20 protein-coding genes and 1 pseudogene are annotated in these 23,176 nt (G+C 66.3%); 16 read left to right on the forward strand and 5 right to left on the reverse strand.

Going from position 1 to position 23,176, the window contains the following annotated elements:
* Nucleotides 1-25: 25 nt before the first annotated feature.
* Nucleotides 26-1,438 carry an acyl-CoA synthetase gene (locus tag QQ25_RS12755; protein WP_039378988.1) on the forward strand — a complete coding sequence of 471 codons (1,413 nt, stop codon included), beginning with the start codon at nucleotides 26-28 and terminating at the stop codon, nucleotides 1,436-1,438.
* Between the two features lie 9 nt (nucleotides 1,439-1,447).
* Here the strand turns inward: QQ25_RS12755 and QQ25_RS12760 are convergent, their stop codons facing one another.
* The gene (locus tag QQ25_RS12760; RefSeq protein WP_039378990.1) at nucleotides 1,448-3,049 is read right to left on the reverse strand and encodes a PucR family transcriptional regulator; all 1,602 of its coding nucleotides are present in this window, start codon (nucleotides 3,047-3,049) and stop codon (nucleotides 1,448-1,450) included.
* Between the two features lie 112 nt (nucleotides 3,050-3,161).
* On the opposite strand from QQ25_RS12760, the gene QQ25_RS12765 reads away from it, so the two are divergent.
* Both QQ25_RS12765 and QQ25_RS12770 read left to right on the forward strand, forming a co-directional pair.
* Nucleotides 3,162-4,670: a CoA-acylating methylmalonate-semialdehyde dehydrogenase gene (locus QQ25_RS12765; RefSeq protein ID WP_039378991.1), complete on the forward strand. Its 1,509-nt coding sequence runs from the start codon at nucleotides 3,162-3,164 to the stop codon at nucleotides 4,668-4,670.
* A gap of 13 nt (nucleotides 4,671-4,683) precedes the next feature.
* Nucleotides 4,684-6,069, forward strand: a complete 1,386-nt coding sequence (locus QQ25_RS12770) for an aspartate aminotransferase family protein (RefSeq protein WP_039378992.1) — start codon at nucleotides 4,684-4,686, stop codon at nucleotides 6,067-6,069.
* A gap of 87 nt (nucleotides 6,070-6,156) precedes the next feature.
* On the opposite strand, the pseudogene QQ25_RS12775 reads toward QQ25_RS12770, so the two are convergent.
* Together QQ25_RS12775 and QQ25_RS12780 are read right to left on the reverse strand one after the other, a co-directional pair.
* A pseudogene (locus QQ25_RS12775) lies at nucleotides 6,157-6,931 on the reverse strand (SDR family NAD(P)-dependent oxidoreductase).
* A gap of 112 nt (nucleotides 6,932-7,043) precedes the next feature.
* Complete coding sequence (locus tag QQ25_RS12780; RefSeq protein WP_039378993.1) at nucleotides 7,044-7,658, reverse strand: TetR/AcrR family transcriptional regulator; 615 nt, start codon at nucleotides 7,656-7,658, stop codon at nucleotides 7,044-7,046.
* A gap of 163 nt (nucleotides 7,659-7,821) precedes the next feature.
* Between QQ25_RS12780 and QQ25_RS12785 the strand changes: the two genes are divergently transcribed.
* Genes QQ25_RS12785 through QQ25_RS12810 form a run of 6 tightly spaced genes read left to right on the forward strand, consistent with a single transcriptional unit; the run spans nucleotide 7,822 to nucleotide 13,326 of the window.
* Nucleotides 7,822-9,108 (forward strand): cytochrome P450, encoded by a 1,287-nt coding sequence (locus QQ25_RS12785; protein ID WP_039378994.1) that lies wholly within the window; start codon nucleotides 7,822-7,824, stop codon nucleotides 9,106-9,108.
* Between the two features lie 2 nt (nucleotides 9,109-9,110).
* The gene (locus tag QQ25_RS12790) at nucleotides 9,111-9,941 is read left to right on the forward strand and encodes a TauD/TfdA dioxygenase family protein (protein ID WP_039378995.1); all 831 of its coding nucleotides are present in this window, start codon (nucleotides 9,111-9,113) and stop codon (nucleotides 9,939-9,941) included.
* Nucleotides 9,938-10,705 (forward strand): SDR family NAD(P)-dependent oxidoreductase, encoded by a 768-nt coding sequence (locus QQ25_RS12795; protein ID WP_039378996.1) that lies wholly within the window; start codon nucleotides 9,938-9,940, stop codon nucleotides 10,703-10,705. The genes QQ25_RS12790 and QQ25_RS12795 overlap by 4 nt, the downstream gene beginning before the upstream one ends.
* Nucleotide 10,706: 1 nt before the next feature.
* Entirely contained in the window at nucleotides 10,707-11,306 is a 600-nt protein-coding gene (locus QQ25_RS12800) for a carboxymuconolactone decarboxylase family protein (RefSeq protein WP_039378997.1), read from the forward strand.
* 14 nt (nucleotides 11,307-11,320) lie between these two features.
* Nucleotides 11,321-12,253 carry a TIGR03564 family F420-dependent LLM class oxidoreductase gene (locus tag QQ25_RS12805; protein WP_039378998.1) on the forward strand — a complete coding sequence of 311 codons (933 nt, stop codon included), beginning with the start codon at nucleotides 11,321-11,323 and terminating at the stop codon, nucleotides 12,251-12,253.
* A 29-nt stretch (nucleotides 12,254-12,282) separates the two neighbouring features.
* Nucleotides 12,283-13,326 carry an NAD(P)H-dependent amine dehydrogenase family protein gene (locus tag QQ25_RS12810; RefSeq protein WP_039378999.1) on the forward strand — a complete coding sequence of 348 codons (1,044 nt, stop codon included), beginning with the start codon at nucleotides 12,283-12,285 and terminating at the stop codon, nucleotides 13,324-13,326.
* A 29-nt stretch (nucleotides 13,327-13,355) separates the two neighbouring features.
* On the opposite strand, the gene QQ25_RS12815 is transcribed toward QQ25_RS12810, so the two are convergent.
* A complete protein-coding gene (locus QQ25_RS12815; protein WP_039379000.1) occupies nucleotides 13,356-13,643 on the reverse strand; it encodes a hypothetical protein in 288 nt (95 codons plus the stop codon).
* A 105-nt stretch (nucleotides 13,644-13,748) separates the two neighbouring features.
* Here QQ25_RS12815 and QQ25_RS12820 point away from each other — a divergent pair, with 105 nt between their 5' ends.
* From QQ25_RS12820 to QQ25_RS12840, 5 genes are read left to right on the forward strand one after another with little or no spacing between them, the layout of a single operon-like run.
* Complete coding sequence (locus tag QQ25_RS12820) at nucleotides 13,749-14,522, forward strand: HAD-IIA family hydrolase (RefSeq protein ID WP_039318883.1); 774 nt, start codon at nucleotides 13,749-13,751, stop codon at nucleotides 14,520-14,522.
* Nucleotides 14,522-15,454: an arginase family protein gene (locus QQ25_RS12825; RefSeq protein WP_039379001.1), complete on the forward strand. Its 933-nt coding sequence runs from the start codon at nucleotides 14,522-14,524 to the stop codon at nucleotides 15,452-15,454. The genes QQ25_RS12820 and QQ25_RS12825 overlap by 1 nt, the downstream gene beginning before the upstream one ends.
* Nucleotides 15,435-17,579 (forward strand): thiamine pyrophosphate-dependent enzyme, encoded by a 2,145-nt coding sequence (locus QQ25_RS12830; protein WP_039379002.1) that lies wholly within the window; start codon nucleotides 15,435-15,437, stop codon nucleotides 17,577-17,579. Before QQ25_RS12825 ends, QQ25_RS12830 begins: the two co-directional genes overlap by 20 nt.
* A gap of 12 nt (nucleotides 17,580-17,591) precedes the next feature.
* The gene (locus QQ25_RS12835; protein WP_039379004.1) at nucleotides 17,592-18,818 is read left to right on the forward strand and encodes a CoA transferase; all 1,227 of its coding nucleotides are present in this window, start codon (nucleotides 17,592-17,594) and stop codon (nucleotides 18,816-18,818) included.
* Nucleotides 18,815-19,621: an acyl-CoA thioesterase gene (locus tag QQ25_RS12840; RefSeq protein ID WP_039379005.1), complete on the forward strand. Its 807-nt coding sequence runs from the start codon at nucleotides 18,815-18,817 to the stop codon at nucleotides 19,619-19,621. Before QQ25_RS12835 ends, QQ25_RS12840 begins: the two co-directional genes overlap by 4 nt.
* A 6-nt stretch (nucleotides 19,622-19,627) precedes the next feature.
* Here the strand turns inward: QQ25_RS12840 and QQ25_RS12845 are convergent, their stop codons facing one another.
* Nucleotides 19,628-20,644, reverse strand: a complete 1,017-nt coding sequence (locus tag QQ25_RS12845; protein ID WP_039379006.1) for a hypothetical protein — start codon at nucleotides 20,642-20,644, stop codon at nucleotides 19,628-19,630.
* A 257-nt stretch (nucleotides 20,645-20,901) separates the two neighbouring features.
* Here QQ25_RS12845 and QQ25_RS12855 point away from each other — a divergent pair, with 257 nt between their 5' ends.
* Entirely contained in the window at nucleotides 20,902-21,678 is a 777-nt protein-coding gene (locus QQ25_RS12855) for a FadR/GntR family transcriptional regulator (protein WP_234711902.1), read from the forward strand.
* Nucleotides 21,679-21,821: 143 nt separating this feature from the next.
* Entirely contained in the window at nucleotides 21,822-22,937 is a 1,116-nt protein-coding gene (locus QQ25_RS12860) for an ABC transporter substrate-binding protein (protein WP_039379886.1), read from the forward strand.
* The last annotated feature ends 239 nt before the right edge of the window (nucleotides 22,938-23,176 follow it).

Consider the following 23,176-nt stretch of genomic DNA (forward strand, 5'->3'; position numbering starts at 1 on the left):
CAGTGATGAAAGGATTTGCCCTGAAATGCTTTTGACGTCCCTTGATCCTTCCGGTGCCGACTCCGTCGATCGCGCCGCCGCGATCACGGTGGGTGAGCAGCGAATGTCGCGGGACGAGCTGTTCGGCGCGGCGTGCACGCTTGCCGGCGCATTGCCGGACAGCGGACCGGTTGCGGTGTACGCCCAGCCGACGATCGACACCGTCGTCGCCGTGGTCGGCGGCCTGCTCGCCGGAGTCCCGGTGGTGCCCGTCCCGCCCGACTCCGGGCCCGCCGAACTGCGGCACATGCTCACCGACGCCGGCGTCACCTCCTGGGCCGGGCCGCCGCACCCCGAGTCGGAGCTGCCGGCGATACCGGTGGCCGCCCGGGGTCTCGGGTCCGCCGATTTGCGCGTAGCGCCGTCACCCGATGCGGTGGCGATGATCCTGTACACCTCGGGAACCACCGGAGCACCCAAGGGCGTCAACCTGACTCACCGGGCGCTGGCGGCCGGTATCGACGCGGTCGCCGATGCGTGGCAATGGACACCCGACGACACGGTGGCCCATGGTCTGCCGCTGTTCCACCTGCACGGGTTGATGCTCGGTGTGCTCGCCTCGCTGCGGATCGGTTCCCGCGTAGTCCACACCGTCAAACCGCGACCGGAGCGCTATGCCGCCGCGGCGGGCACGATGTACTTCGGCGTCCCGACGGTCTGGTCGCGCATCGCCGCCGACGAGGCATCGGCCCGTGCGTTGCGCGGTGCCCGCCTGCTGGTCTCGGGCAGCGCGCCGTTGGTCACTCCGGTGTTCCACCGCATCGCCGAGCTCACCGGCTGCACCCCGATCGAGCGCTACGGCATGAGCGAAACCATGATCACCCTCTCCACCCGCGCCGACGGGGAGCGCCGGCCGGGCTCGGTGGGGCAGCCGGTACTCGGGGTCGCAACCCGGTTGCGCACCGAGGACGGCCAGGACGTGCCCGATGACGGCACCAGCATCGGGCGGCTCCAGGTTCGCGGCCCGATGCTGTTCGACGGGTATCTCAATCGGCCCGAGGCCACCGCGGCCGCGTGGACCGAGGACGGCTGGTTCATGACCGGCGACGTCGCCACCCGCGACGCGTCGGGATTTCACCGGATAGTCGGCCGGGAATCGGTGGATTTGATCAAGTCGGGCGGCTACCGAATCGGAGCCGGCGAGGTCGAAACCGCTCTGCTCGGCCATCCTGCGGTGCGCGAGGCCGCCGTCGTCGGACAACCCGACGCCGATCTGGGGCAGCGACTCGTCGCGTACGTGGTCACCGACGAACAGGACCGGGCCCAATTGGCCGACACCCTCATCGATTTCGTCGCGCAGACGCTGTCACAGCACAAGCGGCCTCGTGAGGTCGTCTTTCTCGGCGAGTTGCCGAGAAACGCCATGGGCAAGGTGCAGAAGAAACTCCTCACCGGCTGAACAGATTCGCTACCGTGCGGCCGGATCGGTGCTGCGTTGCGCGTCGTGTACCAGTAGGGCGACGTGCAGCGAGGTCATGGATTCGCCATCGTCGAGGTTGACGCCGAGCCGCCGTTCGATCGAGGCCAGCCGGCTGTACAGCGCGGGGCGGCTCATGTGCAGGCGTTTGGCGAGCGCGGACTTGTTGCCTGCGAGTTCCAGGTAACCCCGCAGCACCTCCACATCGTCGGTGCCCTGCTCTGCGTCGTGGATCAGCAGGTTCTTGAGTTCGGTCTCGGCGAACATCTGGACTCGCGGATCATCGAGCAGGAGCGTGATCAGGCCCCGTAGCCGGACATCGGAAGCCCGTACGAACGGACGGGTCAGATCCGGCATCGACGCGGCGACCTCGGCGACGTGTGCGGATTCCCGCAAGCCGTGGACGGCGTCGGCGAAGGCGCCGGCGCCAGTGCCGGCAGCGACGACGACCTTGTCGGTGTCGCCGCCGCGGGCGATGGCCTCGCGCCAGCCTTCTGCGAGACGGCTGAGCGCGGCGTCGGCGCTGAGCCCGCGGCGGGTGCTCAGCGCGAGTACCAGGCCGATCTCGCCGTCCCGCCGGATCGAGCAGATCGCGCTGTGCCCTTGAGCTTTCACGCTGTGCACCACCGCATCGAGGATCCGGATGTTGCGGCGTTGGGTACCCACCGGGTCGAGCCGGTCCGGCGGCGCGCCGACCCGGATGGTGGTCGGCAGGTAGGGCCCGGCGGCACGCAGGCCGAGCGCCAGGGCGCGGGCGTCGGCCTCACGGTCGTCGGCGATCCGTCCACCCAGGACATCGTCGATCAACCCGCTCTGAGCTTGATGTTCGAGACCGGACCGGCCGCGCTCGGCCATCCGGTGCAGGGCCAGGGCCTGCGCGGCGCGTTCCAGCACCATCGTCGTCTTGGCCGGTGCGGACGGAGTGTGCGGCACGATCAGCCGGCCCCACTCCTCGGTGCGCGGGCCGACGGCCGTGGTCACCCACGGTTCGGCCATCGTGCGGGACCGGCGCTGCCAGTCGGCGAGCACGGTGGTGGCAGGCTCATTGCGGGGTGAGATGGCCAGCACCTGGCGGGAGAGGTCCTCCAGTACCACCGACTCGTCGATCATCTCGGCGGCTGCGCTCACGATGTCGGCCATCGTCGGGCGCTTCATGCTCAGCTCGGTGAAGGTTTTGTGGGTCCGGTGGGCGAACTCGAGTTCTTCGTATTGGTCGGCGACGATGAGCCGGTGCACCGCTTCGGTGACTTCGACGAACTTGGTCTCCCGGTGCAGCACCACGAGTGCCAGACCGAGAGTTTGGGCCATGCCGCCGACGCTGTCGGGCAGCGATTCGATGCGGGTGCCCAATTCGACCACCACGCCGACGACGCCGGCGCGCTGCATGCGTCGTAGGTAGTCCCGGGGCGCGTCACGCAACGCGGCTCCGGTGGTGAGCACCAGCTCGCCGCCCTGCAGCAGGCCGGCAAGGTCGGGCATGTCGCTGACGTGGACCCAGCGCACCGGTCGATCGAGCTGTTGGGCACTGAGTACCTCGGGCTCCCCGGCCTGCACCACCGGGAGGGTGATGATGTCGCGCACTGTCGGGATCATTTACAAAGTGTAAAGAACATGTCTATCGGGCTTACAGGATGACGGTTCTGGTGCATCCGATGTTGGCTCAGAGTAATACCCGTACCCCAAGCCACAGAGAGGTTCGGACCCCATGAGCAATGTCATCCAGCACTGGCGTGACGGCAAGATCTTCGCCGGCACCTCGACCGCCACCGCCCCCGTCACCAATCCGGCCACGGGCGCGGTCAGCGGTGAGGTCGCCTTGGCCAGTGTGGATGACGCCCGCGCAGTGATCGACGCCGCCGTGGCCGCGTTCCCGGCCTGGCGTGACACGTCGCTCACCAAGCGCACCTCGGTGCTGTTCGCGTTCCGCGAATTGCTCAACGCCCGCAAGGAGGAGCTGGCGGCGCTCATCACCGCCGAGCACGGCAAGGTGCTCTCCGACGCCCTCGGTGAGGTCAGCCGCGGCCTCGAGGTCGTCGAGTTCGCCTGCGGCATCCCGAATCTGCTCAAGGGTGGATTCACCGAGAACGCCTCGACCAACGTGGATGTGCACTCGGTGCTGCAGCCGCTGGGGCCCGTCGGCATCATCTCGCCGTTCAACTTCCCGGCCATGGTGCCCATGTGGTTCTTCCCGATCGCGATCGCCGCGGGCAACACCGTGGTGCTCAAGCCGTCGGAGAAGGATCCGTCATCGGCGCTGTGGATGGCCCGGTTGTGGGCCGAGGCCGGCCTGCCCGACGGCGTGTTCAACGTGCTGCAGGGCGACAAGACTGCTGTCGACGAGTTGCTGACCAACCCGAAGGTCAAGGCCATCTCGTTCGTCGGCTCGACCCCCATCGCCCAGTACGTGTACGCCACCGCCACCGCCACCGCGGCAGGCAAGCGTGTGCAGGCCCTCGGCGGCGCCAAGAACCACGCGGTGATCCTGCCCGACGCCGATCTGGACCTCGCTGCCGATGCGATGGTCAACGCCGGTTTCGGTTCCGCCGGTGAGCGCTGCATGGCCATCTCGGCCGCGGTGGCCGTCGGCCCGATCGCCGACGAGCTGGTCGCCAAGATCGCCGAGCGCGCCGCGACCATCAAAACCGGTGACGGAACCAAGGATTCGGACATGGGTCCGCTGGTTACCAAGGCCCACCGCGACAAGGTCGCCTCGTACATCGATGCCGGTGAGGCAGACGGCGCCAAGGTCGTGCTCGACGGCCGCACCGTGCTGGACGGGGCGGGCCAACGGGATCCGGCCGGCTTCTGGCTGGGCCCGACGCTGCTCGACAACGTCACTCCCGAGATGAGCGTCTACACCGACGAGATCTTCGGCCCGGTGTTGTCGGTACTGCGCGTCGAGACCTACGACGAGGCCATGGAACTGATCAACAACAACCCCTACGGCAACGGCACCGCGATCTTCACCAACGACGGTGGCGCGGCCCGGCGCTTCCAGAACGAGGTCGAGGTCGGCATGGTCGGCATCAACGTACCGATCCCGGTCCCCATGTCCTACTACAGCTTTGGCGGCTGGAAGGCGTCGCTGTTCGGTGACAGCCACGCGCACGGCGCCGAAGGTGTGCACTTCTTCACCCGGACCAAGGCCATCACCACCCGCTGGCTGGACCCCAGCCACGGTGGCATCAACCTCGGCTTCCCCGAGAACAAGTGAGAGAATTCCACCCATGACTGTGACTCAAGAGTCCTCCGTGCTGCCCAACGGGCTGACCGTCGAGGCGGCAAAGGCCGAGGCCGCGCGGGCCTACGAACTCGACCGCGCACACGTGTTCCACTCCTGGTCGGCGCAGGAGGAGCTCTCGCCGATGACGATCACCGCCGCGCAGGGCTCGTACGTGTGGGACGGCGACGGCAACCGGTTGCTGGACTTCTCCTGCCAGCTGGTCAACACCAACATCGGCCACCAGCACCCGAAAGTTGTTGCCGCCATTGCCGAACAGGCCGCCAAGCTGTGCACGGTGGCTCCGCAGTACGCCAACGCGGCGCGCTCGGAGGCGGCCCGGCTGATCGCCGAGCGCACTCCCGGTGAGCTCAACAAGGTGTTCTTCACCAACGGCGGTGCCGACGCGGTCGAGCATGCGGTCCGCATGGCCCGCCTACACACCGGCCGCTACAAGGTGCTGTCCCGCTACCGCGCGTACCACGGCGGTACCGACACGGCGATCAACCTGACCGGTGACCCGCGGCGCTGGCCCAACGACCGCGGCAACGCCGGCATCGTGCATTTCAACGGACCGTTTCTGTATCGCTCGTCGTTCTACGCCGAGACCGAGGAACAAGAATCCCAGCGCGCGCTGGAGTACCTCGACAAGCTGATCCAGATGGAGGGCCCGTCGACCATCGCCGCGATCATCCTGGAGTCGATTCCGGGCACCGCCGGCATCATGGTGCCCCCGCCCGGATACATGGCCGGGGTGCGGGAGATCTGCGACCGTTACGGCATCGTGTTCATCGCCGACGAGGTGATGGCGGGATTCGGGCGCAGCGGAAAGTGGTTCTCCATCGACCATTTCGACGTGGTGCCCGATCTGCTCACCTTCGCCAAGGGCGTCAACTCCGGTTACGTGCCGCTCGGTGGTGTGGCGATCAGCCCGGCCATCTACGAGACGTTCGCACACCGCGCCTACCCGGGCGGGCTGACGTACTCCGGCCATCCGCTGGCCACCGCGGCCGCCGTCGCCACCATCAATGCGATGGCCGACGAGGGCATGGTCGACAACGCGGCCAAGATCGGTGCCGAGGTCATCGGGCCCGGCCTGGCCGAGTTGGCCGCCAAGCACCGCAGCATCGGTGAGGTCCGTGGTGCCGGCGTGTTCTGGGCCGTCGAACTCGTCGCCGACCAGCAGACCCGGGAGCCGCTGGCACCTTACGGCGGCTCGAGCCCGGCGATGAACGCCGTGGTCGGCGCCTGCAAGGCCAACGGTCTGCTGCCGTTCGCCAACTTCAACCGCATCCACGTCGTGCCGCCGTGCAACGTGACCGCGGAAGAGGCGCGCGAAGGTCTGGCGATCTTGGACAAGGCACTCGACGTCGCCGATCAGCACGCCGTTTAGCGTTCGTCTTCACCGAGATCGCGCTCAGGGACAGATTTCTCGCGATTTTGTCCCTGAGCGCAGTTTCGGTTTCGGTCTTGACCGGTCTCAGATGTACATACCGCCGTTGACCCCGATGACCTGCCCGGTTATGTAGCTCGCGGCGTCGGTGCACAAGAAGGCGGTGGCGGCGGCAATGTCATCAGGGGTGCCGCTGCGGCGCACCGGAACCATGGTGGCCAGGATGTCGAGCGGGGGAAACGGTTCCGGCTTCCACGCCGGCCTGCGCCATGGGAGTGTCCACTATCGACGGCGGAATGGTGTTGACCGTGATGCCGTGGGGCGCCAGTTCGTATGCCAGGGCTTTGGTCAACGCGATGACGCCCCCTTTCGATGCGACGTAGTGGGCGCGTTCGGGCGCACCGGATTGGGCACTGGACGACGAGATCGTCACGACGCGGCCCCAACCGCCGGCTTGCATGTCCGCCACGACGGCCTGGATGCAGTTGAACGTTCCCGTGAGGTTGATCGCGATGAGGCGGTCCCACTGTTCGGGGGTGATCTCGGTGACCGGAACCGGTACGCCGACGTCGACACCGGCGCTGGTCACCATGATCCCGATGGGTCCGAATGCGTCGCGCACCCCTTCAAGCGCCGAGCGCACGGCATCGCGATCGGTGACATCCGCTTCTGCGGCGAATGTCCGAATGCCCTCTGCCGCAAGCTGTTCAACTACACGGCGCAGGAGCTCGCCTTGCCGGTCCAGCAGCGCCACGGAGTGCCCGGCCTGTGCCAGATGCCGCGCCACGGCGGGTCCGATGCCGGAGGCGCCGCCGGTGATGACGGCGGTTCGCGGCTGCGAGGTGGGCGGGGCCTGGGTCATGGCGCTCCTAGGGCGGTCACACGCTGGCTACGGCACAGCGCATTGATGTCGATCCGCATCAAGGTAACGCACCTGCGTCGAAAAAACTAGGCGACTGCCTAGTCAGTCATCGCTACGTGCTTTGTGCGACTGATTCGTCACCATTCGAAACCGGAACCTCGATGCGCGCGAGGTAGTCGCTGACGAGTTGCAGGGTCCGCTCATGTCCGGTGGTGATCCCCAGGCCGGCTTCGATGGTGATGAGGCGTCCGATGCTGGCGATGAGAACCGAGACGACCTCGGGGTCAGGTGCAGCCCCGGACGAGTGATTGCGGAGAATCACCGTCAAGGCCGCGACCTGCGCCTCCCGGAAGCGCTCGGCCCCCGCGGCCAACTCGGCACGAATCTCTTTGCGGTGGTTTCCCAATGCCATGAATTCCATGGTCAGGCGCGACCCTTTCGGGTCGATTGTCATGTCCCACAACGCATGCAGCGGTGTGCCCGAGTTCAGCGCCTCCCGCTGGGTCTCCAGGCTGCGCTGGGCTCCCCTCCGGAGAACTGCCAGGTACAGGTCGTCCATGGTGGGGAAGTAGTAGTAGACCACTGCGCGCTGCACGCCGACCTTCTCGGCCACACGGCGCGATGTTGCCGCGGCATAGCCCTCCTCGAGCATTATCTCGGCTGTCGCATCAAGCAGTTTGTCTCGGGTGCCGGTATCTCGTTTGCCGGTTCCGCGTGATGTGGCCATCGCAGTCGTCCTGTTCCCGTCGCCCAGCTGGCGGCGAACTTCCATGATCCCTTGACCCATGACCCGCCCAGGTGTTAGGCATGTGCCTGAACAGGTTACTAGGCGATCGCCTAATCGCATAGGTCCGCCCGGCGGTAAGCAACCGATGACAGGGGAATGTGTAATGACCGACCACGTGACCGGGGTGGATATCTTCACCGACCAAGACGTGATCATGAACCCCTACCCGTACTTCGATGAACTGAGGCAGCGATGCCCGGTCCACCCGATCGCGCAACCTGGGGTGCTGGCGGTCACCGGCTACGACGAAGCGGTCGCGGTCTATCGGGATGACTCAGCCTTTTCCTCGTGCAACGCGATGGGCGGCCCGTTCCCGCCGTTTCCCGTAGAGCCGGGTGTCGACGACATCACCGACGCAGTTCAGAACAACCGTGAACACTGGGTGTTCAACGAGTTCATGGTCACCAAGGACGGCGCCGCCCACGACGACGAGCGCAGTCTGCTTCGGAGGTTGATGACGCCGAAGCGACTGAAGGACAACGAGTCCCAGATGGCGGGCATGGCTGACCAGTGCATCGACACGTTCATCGAGAACGGACGCTTCGAGCTGGTTGCCGAATACGGCAAGCCGTTCACCACCATGGTGATCGCCGACCTGCTCGGAGTCCCGCAGCAGGATCGTGAGCATTTCCGCAAGATCTTCACGGGTCAGCACGTCGCGGCCGTGGGAGGAAATTCTCCACTGCCCGAGAATCCGTTGGAGTACATGTACGACACCTTCAGCGGATACATCGAGGAGCGTCGCGAGCAACCTCGCGATGACGTACTCACCGCACTTGCCACCTCGACCTATCCCGACGGATCGCTACCCGAGGTGCAGGCACTCGTCCGCTTGGCGACGTTCCTGTTCGGCGCGGGCCAGGACACATCCTCACGACTGCTGGCATCCGCGCTGCGGTTCCTGGCCGAAGATCAGGACCTACAAGCCGATCTGCGCGCACATCGCGACAAGATCGGTGACTTCATAGAGGAAGTACTTCGTCTGGAGAGCCCGACGATGAGCGACTTCCGCATGACGCAGAAGACCACCCGACTCGGTGGTGTCGTCGTTCCCGCAGGAACGACGATCATGCTGCACCCCGGGGCATCCAACCGGGATCCGCGCAAGTTCGCCCAGCCGGAAAAACTTCAGCTCGATCGGCCGAATGTGCGCGAGCACATCGCATTCGGGCGCGGTGCGCACTCCTGCCCCGGCGGGCCTCTGGCCCGCGCGGAAGGGCGAGTGACGCTGGGGCGCTTTCTGGACCGCACGGCGACCCTGACGATCTCGGAAGACCATCACGGGGCCGCCGGGCAGCGCCGCTACAACTACGACCCGACCTACATCATCCGCGGCCTGACTGACCTCCACCTCGAGTTCACCCCTGCCGCCGGCACGACCAAGGACTGACAATGACCACCTTCACTCTGATCTCCGAGGCAATTGGTGTCACGGTATCCGGCCTGTCCACCGAGGACTTCCGTACTCCCGGGGTCGCCGAACAATGCCGAGAACTCCTGAATCGCCACGGTGTCGTCGTCTATCGCGAAGCGCACATCTCCGACGCTGATCTGGTGACGTTCAGCCGAGCGCTCGGTGAGGTGGTGGTTGCCAAAGCGGGTGCGCACCCGGACTACCCGGAGATCTCGCCGGTGAGCCTGGATCCGACCAAGAGCCATTTGGCCGGACTGCGGCGCAGCACCATCTTCTGGCACGCCGACGGTTTGATGGACGTTCTTCCGCAGAAGGCGACGCTGCTCACCGCACGCGACGTCGCTGACGACGGCGGTGACACCGAATTCGCCAACACCTATGCCGCCTACGACGCACTGACCGAGGCGAGAAAGGCCGAATTGGCCGCCTACCGGGTGGTCCACAGCGTGGCCGCCTCACAACTACTGCTCAATCCCAACCCCTCACCCGAGGAGCTGACGGCCTGGAATCGCGCGCCGTCGCGCGAGCATCCGCTGGTATGGCGCCACCGCGACGGGCGCCACTCCCTGCTGATCGGTGCGACGGCCGGCGAGATCGTCGGCATGACACCCGACGACAGCCGCGCACTCCTCGACGAGCTGCTGGCCTGGACGACCCAACCGCAGTTCGTGTTGCGGCACCAATGGACCGTGGGTGATCTGGTCGTGTGGGACAACACCGGAATGCTGCACCGCGCAATCCCTTACGAGCCGACTTCGCCGCGGCTGATGCACCGCACCACGCTTGTCGGTGAAGAGGAGATTGCATGAGTGCGCTGGCCGCCTGGACTCAGGCGCCCACCGCGATCGTCACCGGTGGTGCCTCGGGGATCGGACGTGCGATAGCCGAACGTCTGGCGGTCGACGGTGCCACGGTGGCGGTGTTCGACCTGAATGAGCCTGCGGCCACCGCCCGCGAGATCCTCGCCAAGGGTGGACGCGCGGCAGCGTTCGAGGTCGACGTCACCGACCGGCCCTGCATCGATTCCGCTGTCCAACAGGTCGTCGGCGAACTCGGACGGCCGACCATCCTGATCAACAGCGCAGGCGTCGACGGTTTCGAACCCTTCCTGAAGATCACGGCCGAGAGTTGGCGAAAGATCCTGGCGGTCAACCTCACCGGCACCTTCGATTGCTGCCAGGCGGTGGTGCCCCACATGGTCGCCGCAGGCTGGGGGCGAATCGTCAACATTTCCTCGTCGAGCGCGCAGACCGGCAACCCTCTCATGGTGCACTACTCGGCGGCCAAGGCCGGCGTCGTCGGCCTCACGAAGGCCTTGGCGCAGGAGCTCGGGCCCCGCGGGATCACCGTCAACACCGTCCCGCCCGGGTTCGTCGACACCCCGATGCTGCGACGCACCGAGGAACGTGGCTTCCTCGGACCGGGAGTTGAAGCCGCTGAAGCAACCACCCCGGTGCGCCGCGTCGGCCGCCCGGACGACATCGCGGCCGCATGTGCTTACCTCGTCCGAGAAGAGGCCGGATACATCACCGGCCAGGTTATCGGCGTCAACGGCGGAAGGACCATCAGCTGACATGGCACCACGTATCGAACCCCTCCGGCCACACGACTTTCCGCCCGAAATGCGCACGGCCCTGGCCGCATTGCGGCCGCCCAACCCGCGGCACGAACCCCTCCCGACCACCGACCGGCCCAAGGCGCTGAAGGTGCTCGGAACCCTGGCCCACCACCCTGCACTGGCACAGGCGTACTTCACCTTCAATGGCCACCTGCTGCTGGCCACCACACTGAGCGAGCGCCATCGGGAACTGCTCATCATGCGCATTGCCGCGGTACGCAAATGCGGTTACGAATGGGCACAACATCTGTTCGTCGCGCGCGACGCCGGACTGACCGACGAAGAGATCGGCCGTATCGCCTACGGGCCGGACGCGCCGTTCTGGAGCGAGGTGGAATCCGCAATGCTGCGGGCCGTCGACGAACTCGTCATCGACGGCACCATCGGTGAAGCCACCTGGGGTGTGTTGGCTGCCGAGTTCGACAAGCAACAGCTGCTCGACCTGATCTTCACCGTCGGCGGATACGACACGCTCGCAAGGATGTTCAGCGCCCTCGATCTCGGGATCGACGACGACATCTACGAGCTGATGCAGAAGTACGACGAACTCTTCTAAGGCGGCAGCACACCATGCGTATCGGACTCACCGGCGGAGGCTCGACACTGGACAAACTTGTTCAGCAGGCCCGCGACGCAGAGGAACGTGGCTTCACGGCGCTGTGGTACGCCAGCAGCGTCTTGCGTGACCCGCTCACCGCCATGGCCATCGCGGGCCGCGAAACCACTCGTATCGAACTGGGGACCGCGGTACTGCAGACCTATCCTTGCCACCCCATCCTGCAGGCCAACCGGGCCGCTGCTGCGGCCGAAGCAATGGGACGACCGGGATTGACCCTCGGTCTGGGTCCGTCGCACGCGCCGCTCATCCGCGACGTCTTCGGTCTGTCCTACGACCGGCCCGGCCTCAACACCGAGGAGTACCTCCGCATTCTCACCGACCTGCTACGCGGCAACGCGGTCGATTTCACGGGATGCGACTGGAGCGCCCACATCTCCGAGCCGCCGCCCGCCGTTCCCGTACCCGTACTGCTGTCGGCGCTGTCGCCTCGGTTGCTGCGCGTCGCCGGGCAGTACGCCGATGGGACCATCCTGTGGATGGCGTCAGCGGAGGCGATCGAAAAGCTCGTTGCACCACGCATTCTCGCCGCTGCGTCGGCGGCCGGCCGCGCCGGGCCGCGCATCATCGCCGGACTTCCGGTCGCCGTGCACGACGACGAGGGCGAGGCGCGTTCCGCCGTCGCGGCGACAGCCGGAATCTACGCGGCGATGCCCAACTACCGGCGGATCATCGAAGTCGGAGGGGGATCGAGCCCCGCCGACGTGGCCGTCGTCGGCGATGAACGTTCCGTCCAGCGTCAGCTGGAACAACTCGTCGAGGCCGGGGCCACCGACATCTGGGCCCAACCGGTTGCCGTCGGCATGGACCGTCCCGGACGGGCCGCGTCGCGGGAACGCACCCTGAACCTTCTCAGCCAACTCACCACCGCACGACGCCCCGAATGATCGAGTGTCGTCGAAACCGAAAGGAACCAATGAGCAAGCTTCGCGTAATCCAATGGACCACAGGCAAAGTGGGCAAGCTCAGCATGCGGGGGATTCTCGACGATCCTCGCCTCGAACTGGTCGGCGTCTACGCCTATTCAGAGGAGAAGGCGGGCACCGACGCCGGACCGCTGTGCGGGCGGCCGGACACCGGTGTGCTCGCCACTACCGACATCGATGCCCTCATCGCCCTGGGCGCCGACACCGTCCTCTACACGCCGTTCATGGCCGATCTCGACCACGCCGTCCGCCTGCTCGAAAGCGGCCTCGACGTGATCAGCACCAACCTGTTCCTCAACGTGGGCGGAATCCAGGGGGAGACCAGGGAAAAGCTCGCGGCTGCGTGCGAACGCGGCAACAGTTCGCTGTACATCACGGGCGTCAACCCCGGCTGGATCAACACCATGGTGACGGCGATGACGGCCGTTTGCCGTGACGTGCAAAAGATTTCGATCATCGAATCCGCAGACGTCTCCGTCTACGAGTCGGCTGAAACGTGGCAGGCGCTGGGTTTTGGTCTCCCGGAGGCAACTGCGGATGTCATCGGCATGGCGAAGTTCGGGTTCGGGACCTTCGCCGACTCCGTTCAACGCATGGCGGTGGAACTCGGATTCGACATCGATGACCTGGAGTTCGTCGTCGAGTACCAGACCGCCTCGGAGAAGATCGATCTCGGCTGGTTCTGCATGGAGAAGGACACCATCGCCGCGATCCGTGGTGGCTGGAACGCCAAGGTGAAGGGCAAGACCGTCATCGAGTCACGCGTTGCCTGGTATCTCACCGACAAACTCAACGGGGACTGGGTTTTCGACGACGACCATTACCACGTCACGATCGAGGGCGAACCCGATGTGCAGACCCGCATCCGCTTCATCCCGTCAGAGCACTGGGGCAATCACGAATGGGACACCATGACTGCCATGCCCGCGGTGAACGCCGCGTTCAACGTGGCAGCCGCACAGGCCGGCATTGTGACTCTCAGCGACGTGGGATTGCCATGTGCGCCAGCAGGGGCGTGGTTGGACGCGCACTGACCCGCCGGTGACAGTGCGCGGTAACGGTCTCAGCGCCCGTTGTTGCGATCGGTGATCAGGTCTTTGATTTCGGCGAGGTGCTCGTCGACGGAGCTGAAGCGAGCGCGCGTCTCCTGACGGAAGTCGGACAGTTCGGTTTCCACCGCGGTGAGTCGACCTTCGACCGACGTGAGCCGTGTCCCGTGGTCGCGTTGATTGGCGGCCAACTCACGCTGATTGGCACCCAACGCGTTGACTGCCGCGAGCACAGCGCGGTAGTCGAAGCGGTCAGCCTCCAGGGCAGCGACTCGTGCCTCGAGGTCTTCCAGCGTTGCCATCGCCCTATCGTAGGGACGTCCGGGCGGGGCCGCCATGCCATCGCGACACCCTGTGGATAACTTGGTTGCCGCATGATCCGTACGCCGAGTTGCGACACTGGACCTGTGCGTTCACCTGCCCAGTGCTGGCTAACCGACATGGACGGCGTCTTGGTGCGCGAAGAACACGCGCTCCCGGGTGCCGCGGAATTCCTGCAGACCCTGGCCGACAAGCAACGGCCGTTCCTGGTGCTGACCAACAACTCGATCTTCACCCCGCGCGATCTGGCCGCCCGGCTGGCGCGTTCGGGGTTGCTCGTACCCGAGGCTTCGATCTGGACGTCGGCCCTGGCCACGGCGGCGTTCCTCAACGATCAGCAACCCGGCGGTTCGGCCTATGTGATCGGTGAGGCCGGGCTGACCACCGCGCTGCACGAGGCCGGCTACACCCTGACCGACATCGATCCGGACTACGTGGTGCTGGGGGAGACCCGCACCTACTCGTTCGAGGCGATTACCAAGGCGGTCCGGCTGATCCTCGGCGGTGCCCGGTTCATCGCCACCAACCCCGACGTCTCGGGACCGTCGGCGGAGGGACCGCTACCCGCGACCGGGTCGGTGGCCGCGATGATCACCAAGGCCACCGGACGCGACCCCTACTTCGTCGGCAAGCCCAATCCGATGATGTTCCGCAGCGCGCTCAACCGGATCGAGGCGCACTCGGAGAACACCGTGATGGTGGGGGACCGGATGGACACCGATGTGGTGGCCGGGATCGAGGCGGGGCTGGACACCATCCTGGTGCTCACCGGGTCGACGTCGGTCGAGGACATCGAGCGATATCCGTTCCGGCCCAGCCGGGTGCTGCCGTCGATCGCCGAAGCCATCGAATTGATCTGATGACCTCCGTCGAGCTGATCGGGGTGCCGTTCGACGGTTATGGCCGCCGCGGCAACCAGGCGCGGGCCGCGCAGGCACTGCGGGATGCCGGATTGCTCAGTGTTTTTGGTGACGAACGTGTGGTTCAGGCCGACGATCTTGACCTGCCTGCCCCCGATCCCCGGCGTGGACCGTCGACCGGCTTGATCAACGAGCCCGCATTGCTCGCGATGACGTCGTCACTCTATGACAGAGTTCGCAATGCATTGGTGGCCGAACGGTTCCCGGTTGTGTACGGCGGTGACTGTTCGGTTCTGCTGGGCATCGCCGCCGGGCTGCGCGACCACGCCGAGGACGTCGGTTTGGTCTTCATCGACGGCCACGAGGACACCATGCCGCTGGACGTATCCGAGGACGGGGAGGCGGCGAACACCGAGATCGGGTTGCTCCTCGGACTGACGGGACGGACGCTCACCGGGCCGCTGGCCCGACAGCTGCCTGCGCTGCGGCGCGAGCTGCTGGTGGTGCTGGGCCCCCGCGACGACAGCTGGCGGCGGCAGTTCAACGTCGGCACCCTCGCCGACTGCGGCGTGTGGCTGGCGCCGCTGGCCGAGGTGGCGCGCAATCCGGCCGCCGTCGGTCGTCGGGCCATGGAGCACCTGACGCGTGAGGCGGATTGCTGGTGGCTGCACATCGACCTCGACGTGCTGGACCCGGCCGAGTTTGCGGCCCAGGGACTGCCCGACGTGCCCGACGAGCCGGGCGGCCTGACCTGGAGCCAGCTCACCGAACTCGTCCTGAGCCTGCGCAATACCGCCGGGCAGTGCATCGGGTGCAGCATTGCGATCTACGACCCCGACCAGGATCCGTCACTGGCAGGCGCCGGTCAGGTCGTCGAATTTGCCAGGGCCGCGCTGGCGGACTGGAGGCCCGGTGATCGAATCCATCGATGAATACTTCACCAGCACTGTTTCCACGCTGACCGGTTCCGGGCCGGCAGGCGGCTGGACACTGACCGAGCGCCAGGCGCTGGACCTGTTTGACGCCCAAATCGGCAGCCGTCACCTTGATTTGGCCGCGCGCTGGCTGCGTGCCCACGGCAAGGGCTTCTACACCATCGGATCGTCCGGGCACGAGGGCAACGCCGCGGTGGCCACGGCGCTGCGCCCGTCTGATCCTGCGCTGCTGCACTATCGGTCGGGCGGTTTCTATCTGGCTCGCGCCGCGCAGGTCGACGGCTCCGACCCGCTGCGCGACGTGCTGCTCGGGTTGGTGGCGGCCACCGCCGAACCGATCTCGGGTGGGCGGCACAAGGTGTTCGGCCGTCACGACCTGAGCATCATTCCGCAGACCTCCACCATCGCCTCGCATCTTCCACGAGCCGTCGGGGTGGCCTTCTCGATCGCCAGGACCCGCAAGCTCGGTGTGTCCTGCCCGTGGCCGGACGACGCGGTGACGGTGTGCAGCTTCGGTGACGCCTCGGCCAATCATTCGACCGCTGTCGGTGCCGTCAACGCGGCCCTGCACGCCGCGTACCAACGTCTGCCGATGCCGCTGCTGTTCGTTTGTGAGGACAACGGTATCGGGATCAGCACGCCGACGCCGCGCGGCTGGATCGCCCGTGCTTACGGCGATCGGGAGGGGCTGCGGTACTTCGCGGCCGACGGCTGCGACCTCGTCGACGCGTTCGATACCGCACGGGCCGCGGCTGATTGGGTCCGTCGTGAGCGCAAACCCGCCTTCCTGCATCTGCGTACCGTGCGGCTGATGGGCCACGCCGGGTCCGACTATGAGCCGGCCTATCGCCGGCCCGCCGACATCCTCGGCGACTATGACCGCGATCCGGTGCTGAACACCGCGAGAACACTTGTGGCCCAAGGCATCGTGACCCCAAAGCAGGCTATCCAACGCTACGAGGCCAAACGTACCGAGGTGATCGAGTTGGCCCGCCGGCTCAGCGACTGTCCGCAGCTGGACAGCGCGGTCGCGGTCATGCAGCCGCTGCGCGAGATGCTCGACGAAGCCACGGCGGTCTCCGTCGTCCCCCCTGGCGAGCCTGACGGTGCGCCGCTGACCCTGGCCCTGGCCGTCAACCGGGCGCTGCAGGAGATCCTGAAAGTGCACCCGGACGCGATCGTGTTCGGCGAGGACATCGCCCGCAAGGGTGGGGTCTATGGGGTGACGCGCGGTCTGCAGGCTGCGGCCGGGCAGGCGCGGGTGTTCGACACGCTGCTCGACGAACAGACCATCCTGGGACTGGCCCTGGGAGCCGGTGTCTCGGGCCTGCTACCGATCCCGGAGATTCAGTATCTGGCCTACCTGCACAATGCTGCCGACCAGATCCGGGGCGAGGGAGCCACCCTGCAGTTCTTCGCCAACCGGCAGTACCGCAACCCGATGGTGGTGCGGATCGCGGGCTACGGCTACCAGAAGGGATTCGGCGGGCATTTCCACAACGACAACTCAATCGCGGCGATCCGCGATATTCCGGGAGTGGTGATCGCCTCACCGGCCCGTCCCGACGATGCCGCGGCCATGCTGCACACCTGTGTCGCCGCCGCGAAAACGGCTGGTGCGGTGTGTATTTACCTCGAGCCGATCGCGTTGTACCACACCAAGGACCTGTACGACGACGGCGACCAGCAGTGGTTGGCGAGCTATCCGGCCCAACCTGTGCGGATCGGTGCGGCCCGCACCTACGGCGACGGTGCCGACCTGACCATCCTCACCTTCGGCAACGGACTGTGGATGAGCCTGCGGGTGGCTCGTCGCCTCGAGGGAGCCGGGATCGCGGCCCGCGTGGTCGACCTGCGTTGGCTGTCGCCGTTGCCGGTCGAGGACATGCTGCGGGAGGCGGATGCGACCGGCCGGGTGCTCATCGTGGACGAGACCCGCCGCACCGGGGGTGTGGGGGAAGGTGTGCTGGCCGAACTCACCGAGCACGGTTTCTCCGGCCTGGTACGGCGGGTGGCCAGTGCCGACAGCTTCATCCCGCTGGGCGATGCCGCGCTGCAGGTGCTGCTCTCGGAAGACACCATCGAGGCCGCCGCAGTGAAACTGGTCGGAGACCGGCCTTGATAGCTTGACCTGATGGCAGAACCTGCAGTGCCGGATCAGACCCGTCCGCTGGCCGGGGTGCGCATCATCGAGATCTCGAGCTTCGTCGCGGTGCCGCTGGCCGGCATGACCCTGGCACAGCTCGGTGCCGAAGTGGTGCGGGTGGACCCCATCGGGGGTGCGGCCGACTACCACCGCTGGCCGCTCACCGACGGTGGCGACAGCATCTACTGGGCCGGGCTGAACAAGGGCAAACGCTCGGTGGCTGCCGATATGCGCTCACCCGAGGGACAGCAGCTTGTACAGCGTCTGATCGCCGAAGCCGGCGTGATCATCACGAATGTGGCTGGACGGCAATGGCATTCGTACGACGTGCTGTCCGCGCTCCGGCCCGACCTGATCCACGTCGAAGTGGCGGGGCGCGCCGACGGCGGCACGGGGGTGGATTACACGGTCAACGCCGGGCTGGGCTTCCCGTTGGTCACCGGGCCCGCGCAGTTGGCCGCCCCGGTTAACCACGTGCTTCCGGCCTGGGATGTCAGCTGCGGGCTGTACGTGGCGCTGGCGGTCAGCGCCGCGCTACGCCACCGCGATTCCACCGGTGAGGGCGCACGGATCAGCATTCCCTTGGAGAACGTCGCACTGGCCACGGCGGGCAATCTCGGATTTTTGACCGAGGTGATGATCAACGGCACGGGCCGCGAGCGGCTCGGGAACACCCTGTACGGCACCTACGGGCAGAATTTCACCAGCAGCGATGGCGTCGGGTTCATGCTCGTGGCTCTGACCGGCCGCCATTTCCGGGACCTCACCGAAGTTACCGGGACCACCAAAGCCGTTGCCGCCCTTGCTGAAGCGTTCGGTGCTGACTTCAGCGACGAAGGTCAGCGTTACACCCACCGCGACGCCCTCACGGGGCTTTTCACGTTGTGGTTCAGCGAGCACACCGCCGAGGAGATCAACGCGGCGCTCTCGGGTACCTCGGTGCTGTGGGAGCGCTATCGCAGCTTCGCCGAGGTCGCCGTCGACGAGCGGGTGGTCGCCAACCCATTGTTCACCCCGCTGGAGCAACCGCGCATCGGCACCTACCTGGCGCCGGGCCTGCCGGTGTCGATCGGCGGCACGTATCCGCCCGCCGTCGCTGCCCCCGCACTCGGTGACGACACCGCCGCCGTGCTCGAAGAACATCTCGGACTCGGCGCCGACGAGATCGTGGCGCTGACCGAATCCGGCACCGTCGCAACGGGTGCCGCTCAGTGAGCACCCTGCTCAAGCTGTTGGACGTGCGTGCGCACGTGGATGGTGACGCGTTCACGGGCCACGCCAGCGGCCCGGACGGCAAACGGGCCTACGGCGGCCTACTGGCCGCCCAAAGCCTGGCAGCTGCCTGCCGCACCGTGGGCGAGGACCGAGCGCCGACCAACATGCACCTGCAGTTCCTGCGCGGAGGGGACGCCGGGGCAGCGGTCGAGCACCGCGTGCACCGGGTGTACGACGGGCGCACCGCTTCGGCCCGGCGCGTCGAATCGTATGAGCACGGCCGCATGCTCACCACGGCCACGGTGTCGTTCGCGGCGGCGCTCGACGGACCCGAACACGGGCTGGGCGCGATGCCGCACGATCCGGAGGTGCTGCCCTGCACCGGCCCGCCCGGCCCGGCCCCGTCGCTGCCGCTCGACGAGTTCGACATCCGCATCGCCGACGACGGGTCAGGTGAGGGGTTCGTGCGCAGGATGTGGTGGCGGGTCACCACCGAATTGCCCGAGGATCCGTTGGTGCACATGCTCATCGCCGTGTACATCACCGACCTGTACGGAACCGACCCGGCTTTGGCTGTACACGGGCACAGCATGCGGTCGCGCAGTCACCGCAGTGGCACCACCGATTCGTCGATCTGGTTTCACCGTCCGGTGCGCGCCGGAGAGTGGAACCTGTTGGAGTCGCGGTCGCCGGCCGCCGCGCGGGGCCGCGGCTTGATCACGTCGAGCCTGCTGCGCGCGGACGGAGCAGTCGCGGCCTCCCTGGTGCAGGAGGGTCTGGTCGCGGAGCGCCCGGTGGGCTGACCGGGATCAGCGCCCACGGGCCAAGCGGAACGGCGCCATCGCCATGTCGAGAATCTCCGGTGTGAGCAGGCTTTCGGCGTATTCCACCCAGCACCAGCTGCGAGCCGGGGTGTTCCCGGACGAGCTCGCGGTGAGACGGCCGAAATAGTGTATGAAGCTTCCGGACCTGTCGAACGTGAAAGTGTATGACTGCGAGCCTATCCGGGCTTCCAGCCGGATCAGCTTGCCCGCGCCGTCGAAGGTCGGCGTTGCCGTGACGTCATCGTGGGCCGTCGTGACGCCATCGATCACGTGGTAACCGGGGCCGAAGGTGACTCCGTCGCGCCCTTGCCAGAAGCAGCCGCCGCCCCACTGCCCGTTGGGGTCTTCGTGAAGCCAAGACACCCACATCCCTTGCAGGCCACGGGCGATCGGCAGCTCCGGATACACCGCTCCGCCAGGCCCGTACGCGTAGTCCTGATGCAGATAGCCAGAGACCGGGACACCGTGGATGTTCCCCGTGGCGGCCATCAACTCGTGCCGGTAGTAGACCTGCTCGACACCGCTGTCGGGGGCCGAGACGTGAACCGTGAACACGTCGGTGACATTGGTGCCGTGCATCTCCCAGCGCCCGGTGGCGTCATACCAGTGGAGCCCGCCGGTGTCGCGTTCGATACGACCGCTCGGGTAGCTCAGTGTGACCTTCTCGTCGATATCGGTGTAGGTCATGGGTTCGAACCAGTCGATCGCGGAGTATTCGGCGAACAGATGGGGCGGGTCGGGGTCGAATGACGGACGCAGCTGCTTGAAACCGGTGATCGGCGACACCACGTGCGTCATGCCCGTGACGAAGTCGTCGGCACCGCGCAACCCCCAGTACGTGTGCCCCGCGGTATCGCTGACCACCGCGCCGATCCACATGCCGGCCAGCCCGACACCCGGCCCCGGTATCCACTCCCGACGGTAGTGCCCCAGCGTGGGAGCCTGCGTTGCCACGGTGAATCCGACGTTGTCCTGCCGTTGGATACCCGATGCGTCGGTCATGGCCAAGCCCCCCAAGCGAAGTCGATGACGCCCCGGATTGAGCTGTACTCGCGCAGACCCTCTGTGGCAGTGAAGCTTCTCGGATACCTTCGGCTGACGGTCGTGCTGATCGGTTCGAGAACAGACTCGGCGTCCAGGATCACATTTAAATCTCTAGAGATATCCTTGTAAAGGATGTGCTTGCGCCACTGACCATCGGATAGCTTCGTCTTCTGGTTGAGGTGGTTGCCCAGATTGATCGGACGGTAGGGAGACAAGTGGCCAAGCCGACTGCGGACAAGGGCGGGGTGCCTGGTGGCACTGCGGCTGGGAAACCCAAGCAGATCGCCGACGAACTGCGCGACTTGATCATCTCCGGTGCCCTCGATGAGGGCGATCTGCTCGGCACCGAGGCCGAGTTGCTGGAACGCTTCAAGGTGTCGCGGCCGTCGCTGCGCGAGTCATTGCGCATTCTCGAGGCCGAAGGCCTGATCTCGGTGATGCGGGGCGCCCTGGGTGGCGTGGTCGTACACCGGCCCGATCAACGGATGACCGCCCGGGCCGCGGCCCTCGTGATGCAGGCTCGCAGCATTTCGCTGCTCGACGTGTTCGAGGCGAGTGCCGTGATCGAACCCGCAATGGCGCGGATGGTGGCCATGTCCCGCGGACGGGAACGTGGTGCTGCGCGATTGCGCGAGTTCGTGATCGAGATGAAGCGCAGTGTGCAGGACCCGGTGGGGTGCACCACCGCGATGGTCGGATTCCACAGCGAGATGGTGCAGCTGGCGGGAAACCAGACGCTGATCGTCATCTGCGAGATGATCAATGAGGTCATCACCCGCGCCGCGGTCGCCGACATCTTGACGCGAAGCCAGGGAGAGCCGGTGGCGTCGCGGCGCCGCACGATCCGCGAGTTCGAACAACTCGTCGACCTCATCGCTGCCGGGGACGGGGACGCTGCGCAGGCCCACTGTGCCGCGCACATGGCCCGGCTGCGGCGGGGCCTGCTCGGAGAACACGGTAGTTCGACGATCGCGGTGAACCACCACCGGTGACGCTTGCGGTCAGGTCCTGCTCGCGACCTGACGAGGCGCCCCTCTGGACTCCGGCCCCGGTGCTGGGTTAGCTTTGGGCGATTCGAATTGTCAGATGTTTCGCCGGGGGTCTTCGGTCGGCGTTCGACATGCTGGAGGCGCAGATGGCTGACGTCACCCCGGCGCGCATCGGATTGCTCATCGATTACCTGGATGAGGATGGTGGCTTCGACGAGAACATCCTTCCGGCACTGCAACTGGTTGCCGACGAGTATCTGGAACGCGGAATTCTGGAACGGCCAATTGAATTCGTCGTCCGTGCGGTTCAGGGCCTGCCGAAAGGATCGTTCCGCGCCGTCCGCGCGGCCTTCGACGAGTTGGTCGAACAGGATGCGCTGGTGATCTTCGGGCCGTGGGTCTCGGAGAACGGTGTCGCATTGCGTCGCTACGTGGAGGAGCTCGCCCAGGTCCCGATCATCACGATGGCTGCTTCCGAAAGCATGCTCGGTGAATGGGTTTTCGGGCTCCCGGCAGGCTCGATGGAGGAGGAGCCCATCATCATGGCCGCGGTCGCCGCGCTCGATGGTTGCCGCAGCGTGGGACTGGCCTTCGAGGACAGCCTCATCGGCCGAGAATACTTGCGCACCACGCGGGGGGCCTGCCGCGACGCCGGGTTGACGATCACGGCCGAGGTGGCCATTCCCCAGCTTGAGCGCGACAAGCGAACGACCGTGTCGGTGCTGGCCGCCGAAAAGCCCGACGCCATCATGCACGTCGGCTTCGGGCTCGGGCTCATCGGCATGAATGCGGCCTTGGCCGACGTGGGCTGGCTGCCGCCGCGCTACACCACGACGGCGTTTGAGTTCGCCGCGACCGCGCCGTGGTGGCGTGACCAACTCGCAGGGTGGATCGGGCTCGATCAGTACGACGAACGCAACCCGACCGGACAAGCGTTTCTCGACCGATTCGAGCAGTCCTACGGGCGCCGCCCGGAGTACTTCTTCCCGCTGTACGGCTACGACGTGGGTCGGCTGATGATGACCGCAATTGCGACCGCCCGGCCGTTGACGGGTCCGGCGGTCAAGGAGGCGCTGGAACGCGTCAAGATGATGCCCGCGGCGACCGGTGCTCCCGGAACACGTATGAGGTTCGGAAAATTCATCCGCCACGGTTGGGTGGGCAGTGAGTTTCTCGTCGCGCGGCGCGTGCTTCCGGATGCCAGCGCCACGGTACTGCACGCGACGATCGAAGGTCGGATCGTCAGGTCGACCGCGCCCTGACTGCTCGGTAAATATCTATAGATCTATCAACCTCGATGTCGGCTGCCGCCGTCGGTCCTGGTGATCGGGATGTCTGGTTGTGCTGGGCGAATATTGACGGCGCACTGCAAATACTTCAGACCACAAACCCCTCGTCATCTGAACGATCGTGCGGTATACATCTAGATGTATCGCTGATCGTCGCCAGTTGGCGCACCGGTAGCTGTCGCCGGTGCCGGCCCTGGCCTGTGTCAGGCGCT

Origin of the sequence: Mycolicibacterium setense, assembly GCF_000805385.1 — a bacterium.
Taxonomy (GTDB): domain Bacteria; phylum Actinomycetota; class Actinomycetes; order Mycobacteriales; family Mycobacteriaceae; genus Mycobacterium; species Mycobacterium setense.

Excerpts from the sequence above, each read along its gene's own strand:
- QQ25_RS12825 (WP_039379001.1), top strand. The coding sequence starts at position 14,522 with ATGACCTCCGTCGAGCTGATCGGGGTGCCGTTCGACGGTTATGGCCGC.
- QQ25_RS12790 (WP_039378995.1), top strand. The coding sequence starts at position 9,111 with ATGACCACCTTCACTCTGATCTCCGAGGCAATTGGTGTCACGGTATCC.
- QQ25_RS12810 (WP_039378999.1), top strand. The coding sequence starts at position 12,283 with ATGAGCAAGCTTCGCGTAATCCAATGGACCACAGGCAAAGTGGGCAAG.
- QQ25_RS12815 (WP_039379000.1), bottom strand. The coding sequence starts at position 13,643 with ATGGCAACGCTGGAAGACCTCGAGGCACGAGTCGCTGCCCTGGAGGCT.
- QQ25_RS12780 (WP_039378993.1), bottom strand. The coding sequence starts at position 7,658 with ATGGCCACATCACGCGGAACCGGCAAACGAGATACCGGCACCCGAGAC.
- QQ25_RS12835 (WP_039379004.1), top strand. The coding sequence starts at position 17,592 with ATGGCAGAACCTGCAGTGCCGGATCAGACCCGTCCGCTGGCCGGGGTG.
- QQ25_RS12760 (WP_039378990.1), bottom strand. The coding sequence starts at position 3,049 with ATGATCCCGACAGTGCGCGACATCATCACCCTCCCGGTGGTGCAGGCC.
- QQ25_RS12860 (WP_039379886.1), top strand. The coding sequence starts at position 21,822 with ATGGCTGACGTCACCCCGGCGCGCATCGGATTGCTCATCGATTACCTG.
- QQ25_RS12800 (WP_039378997.1), top strand. The coding sequence starts at position 10,707 with ATGGCACCACGTATCGAACCCCTCCGGCCACACGACTTTCCGCCCGAA.
- QQ25_RS12770 (WP_039378992.1), top strand. The coding sequence starts at position 4,684 with ATGACTGTGACTCAAGAGTCCTCCGTGCTGCCCAACGGGCTGACCGTC.
- QQ25_RS12755 (WP_039378988.1), top strand. The coding sequence starts at position 26 with ATGCTTTTGACGTCCCTTGATCCTTCCGGTGCCGACTCCGTCGATCGC.
- QQ25_RS12785 (WP_039378994.1), top strand. The coding sequence starts at position 7,822 with ATGACCGACCACGTGACCGGGGTGGATATCTTCACCGACCAAGACGTG.
- QQ25_RS12805 (WP_039378998.1), top strand. The coding sequence starts at position 11,321 with ATGCGTATCGGACTCACCGGCGGAGGCTCGACACTGGACAAACTTGTT.
- QQ25_RS12795 (WP_039378996.1), top strand. The coding sequence starts at position 9,938 with ATGAGTGCGCTGGCCGCCTGGACTCAGGCGCCCACCGCGATCGTCACC.
- QQ25_RS12765 (WP_039378991.1), top strand. The coding sequence starts at position 3,162 with ATGAGCAATGTCATCCAGCACTGGCGTGACGGCAAGATCTTCGCCGGC.
- QQ25_RS12845 (WP_039379006.1), bottom strand. The coding sequence starts at position 20,644 with ATGACCGACGCATCGGGTATCCAACGGCAGGACAACGTCGGATTCACC.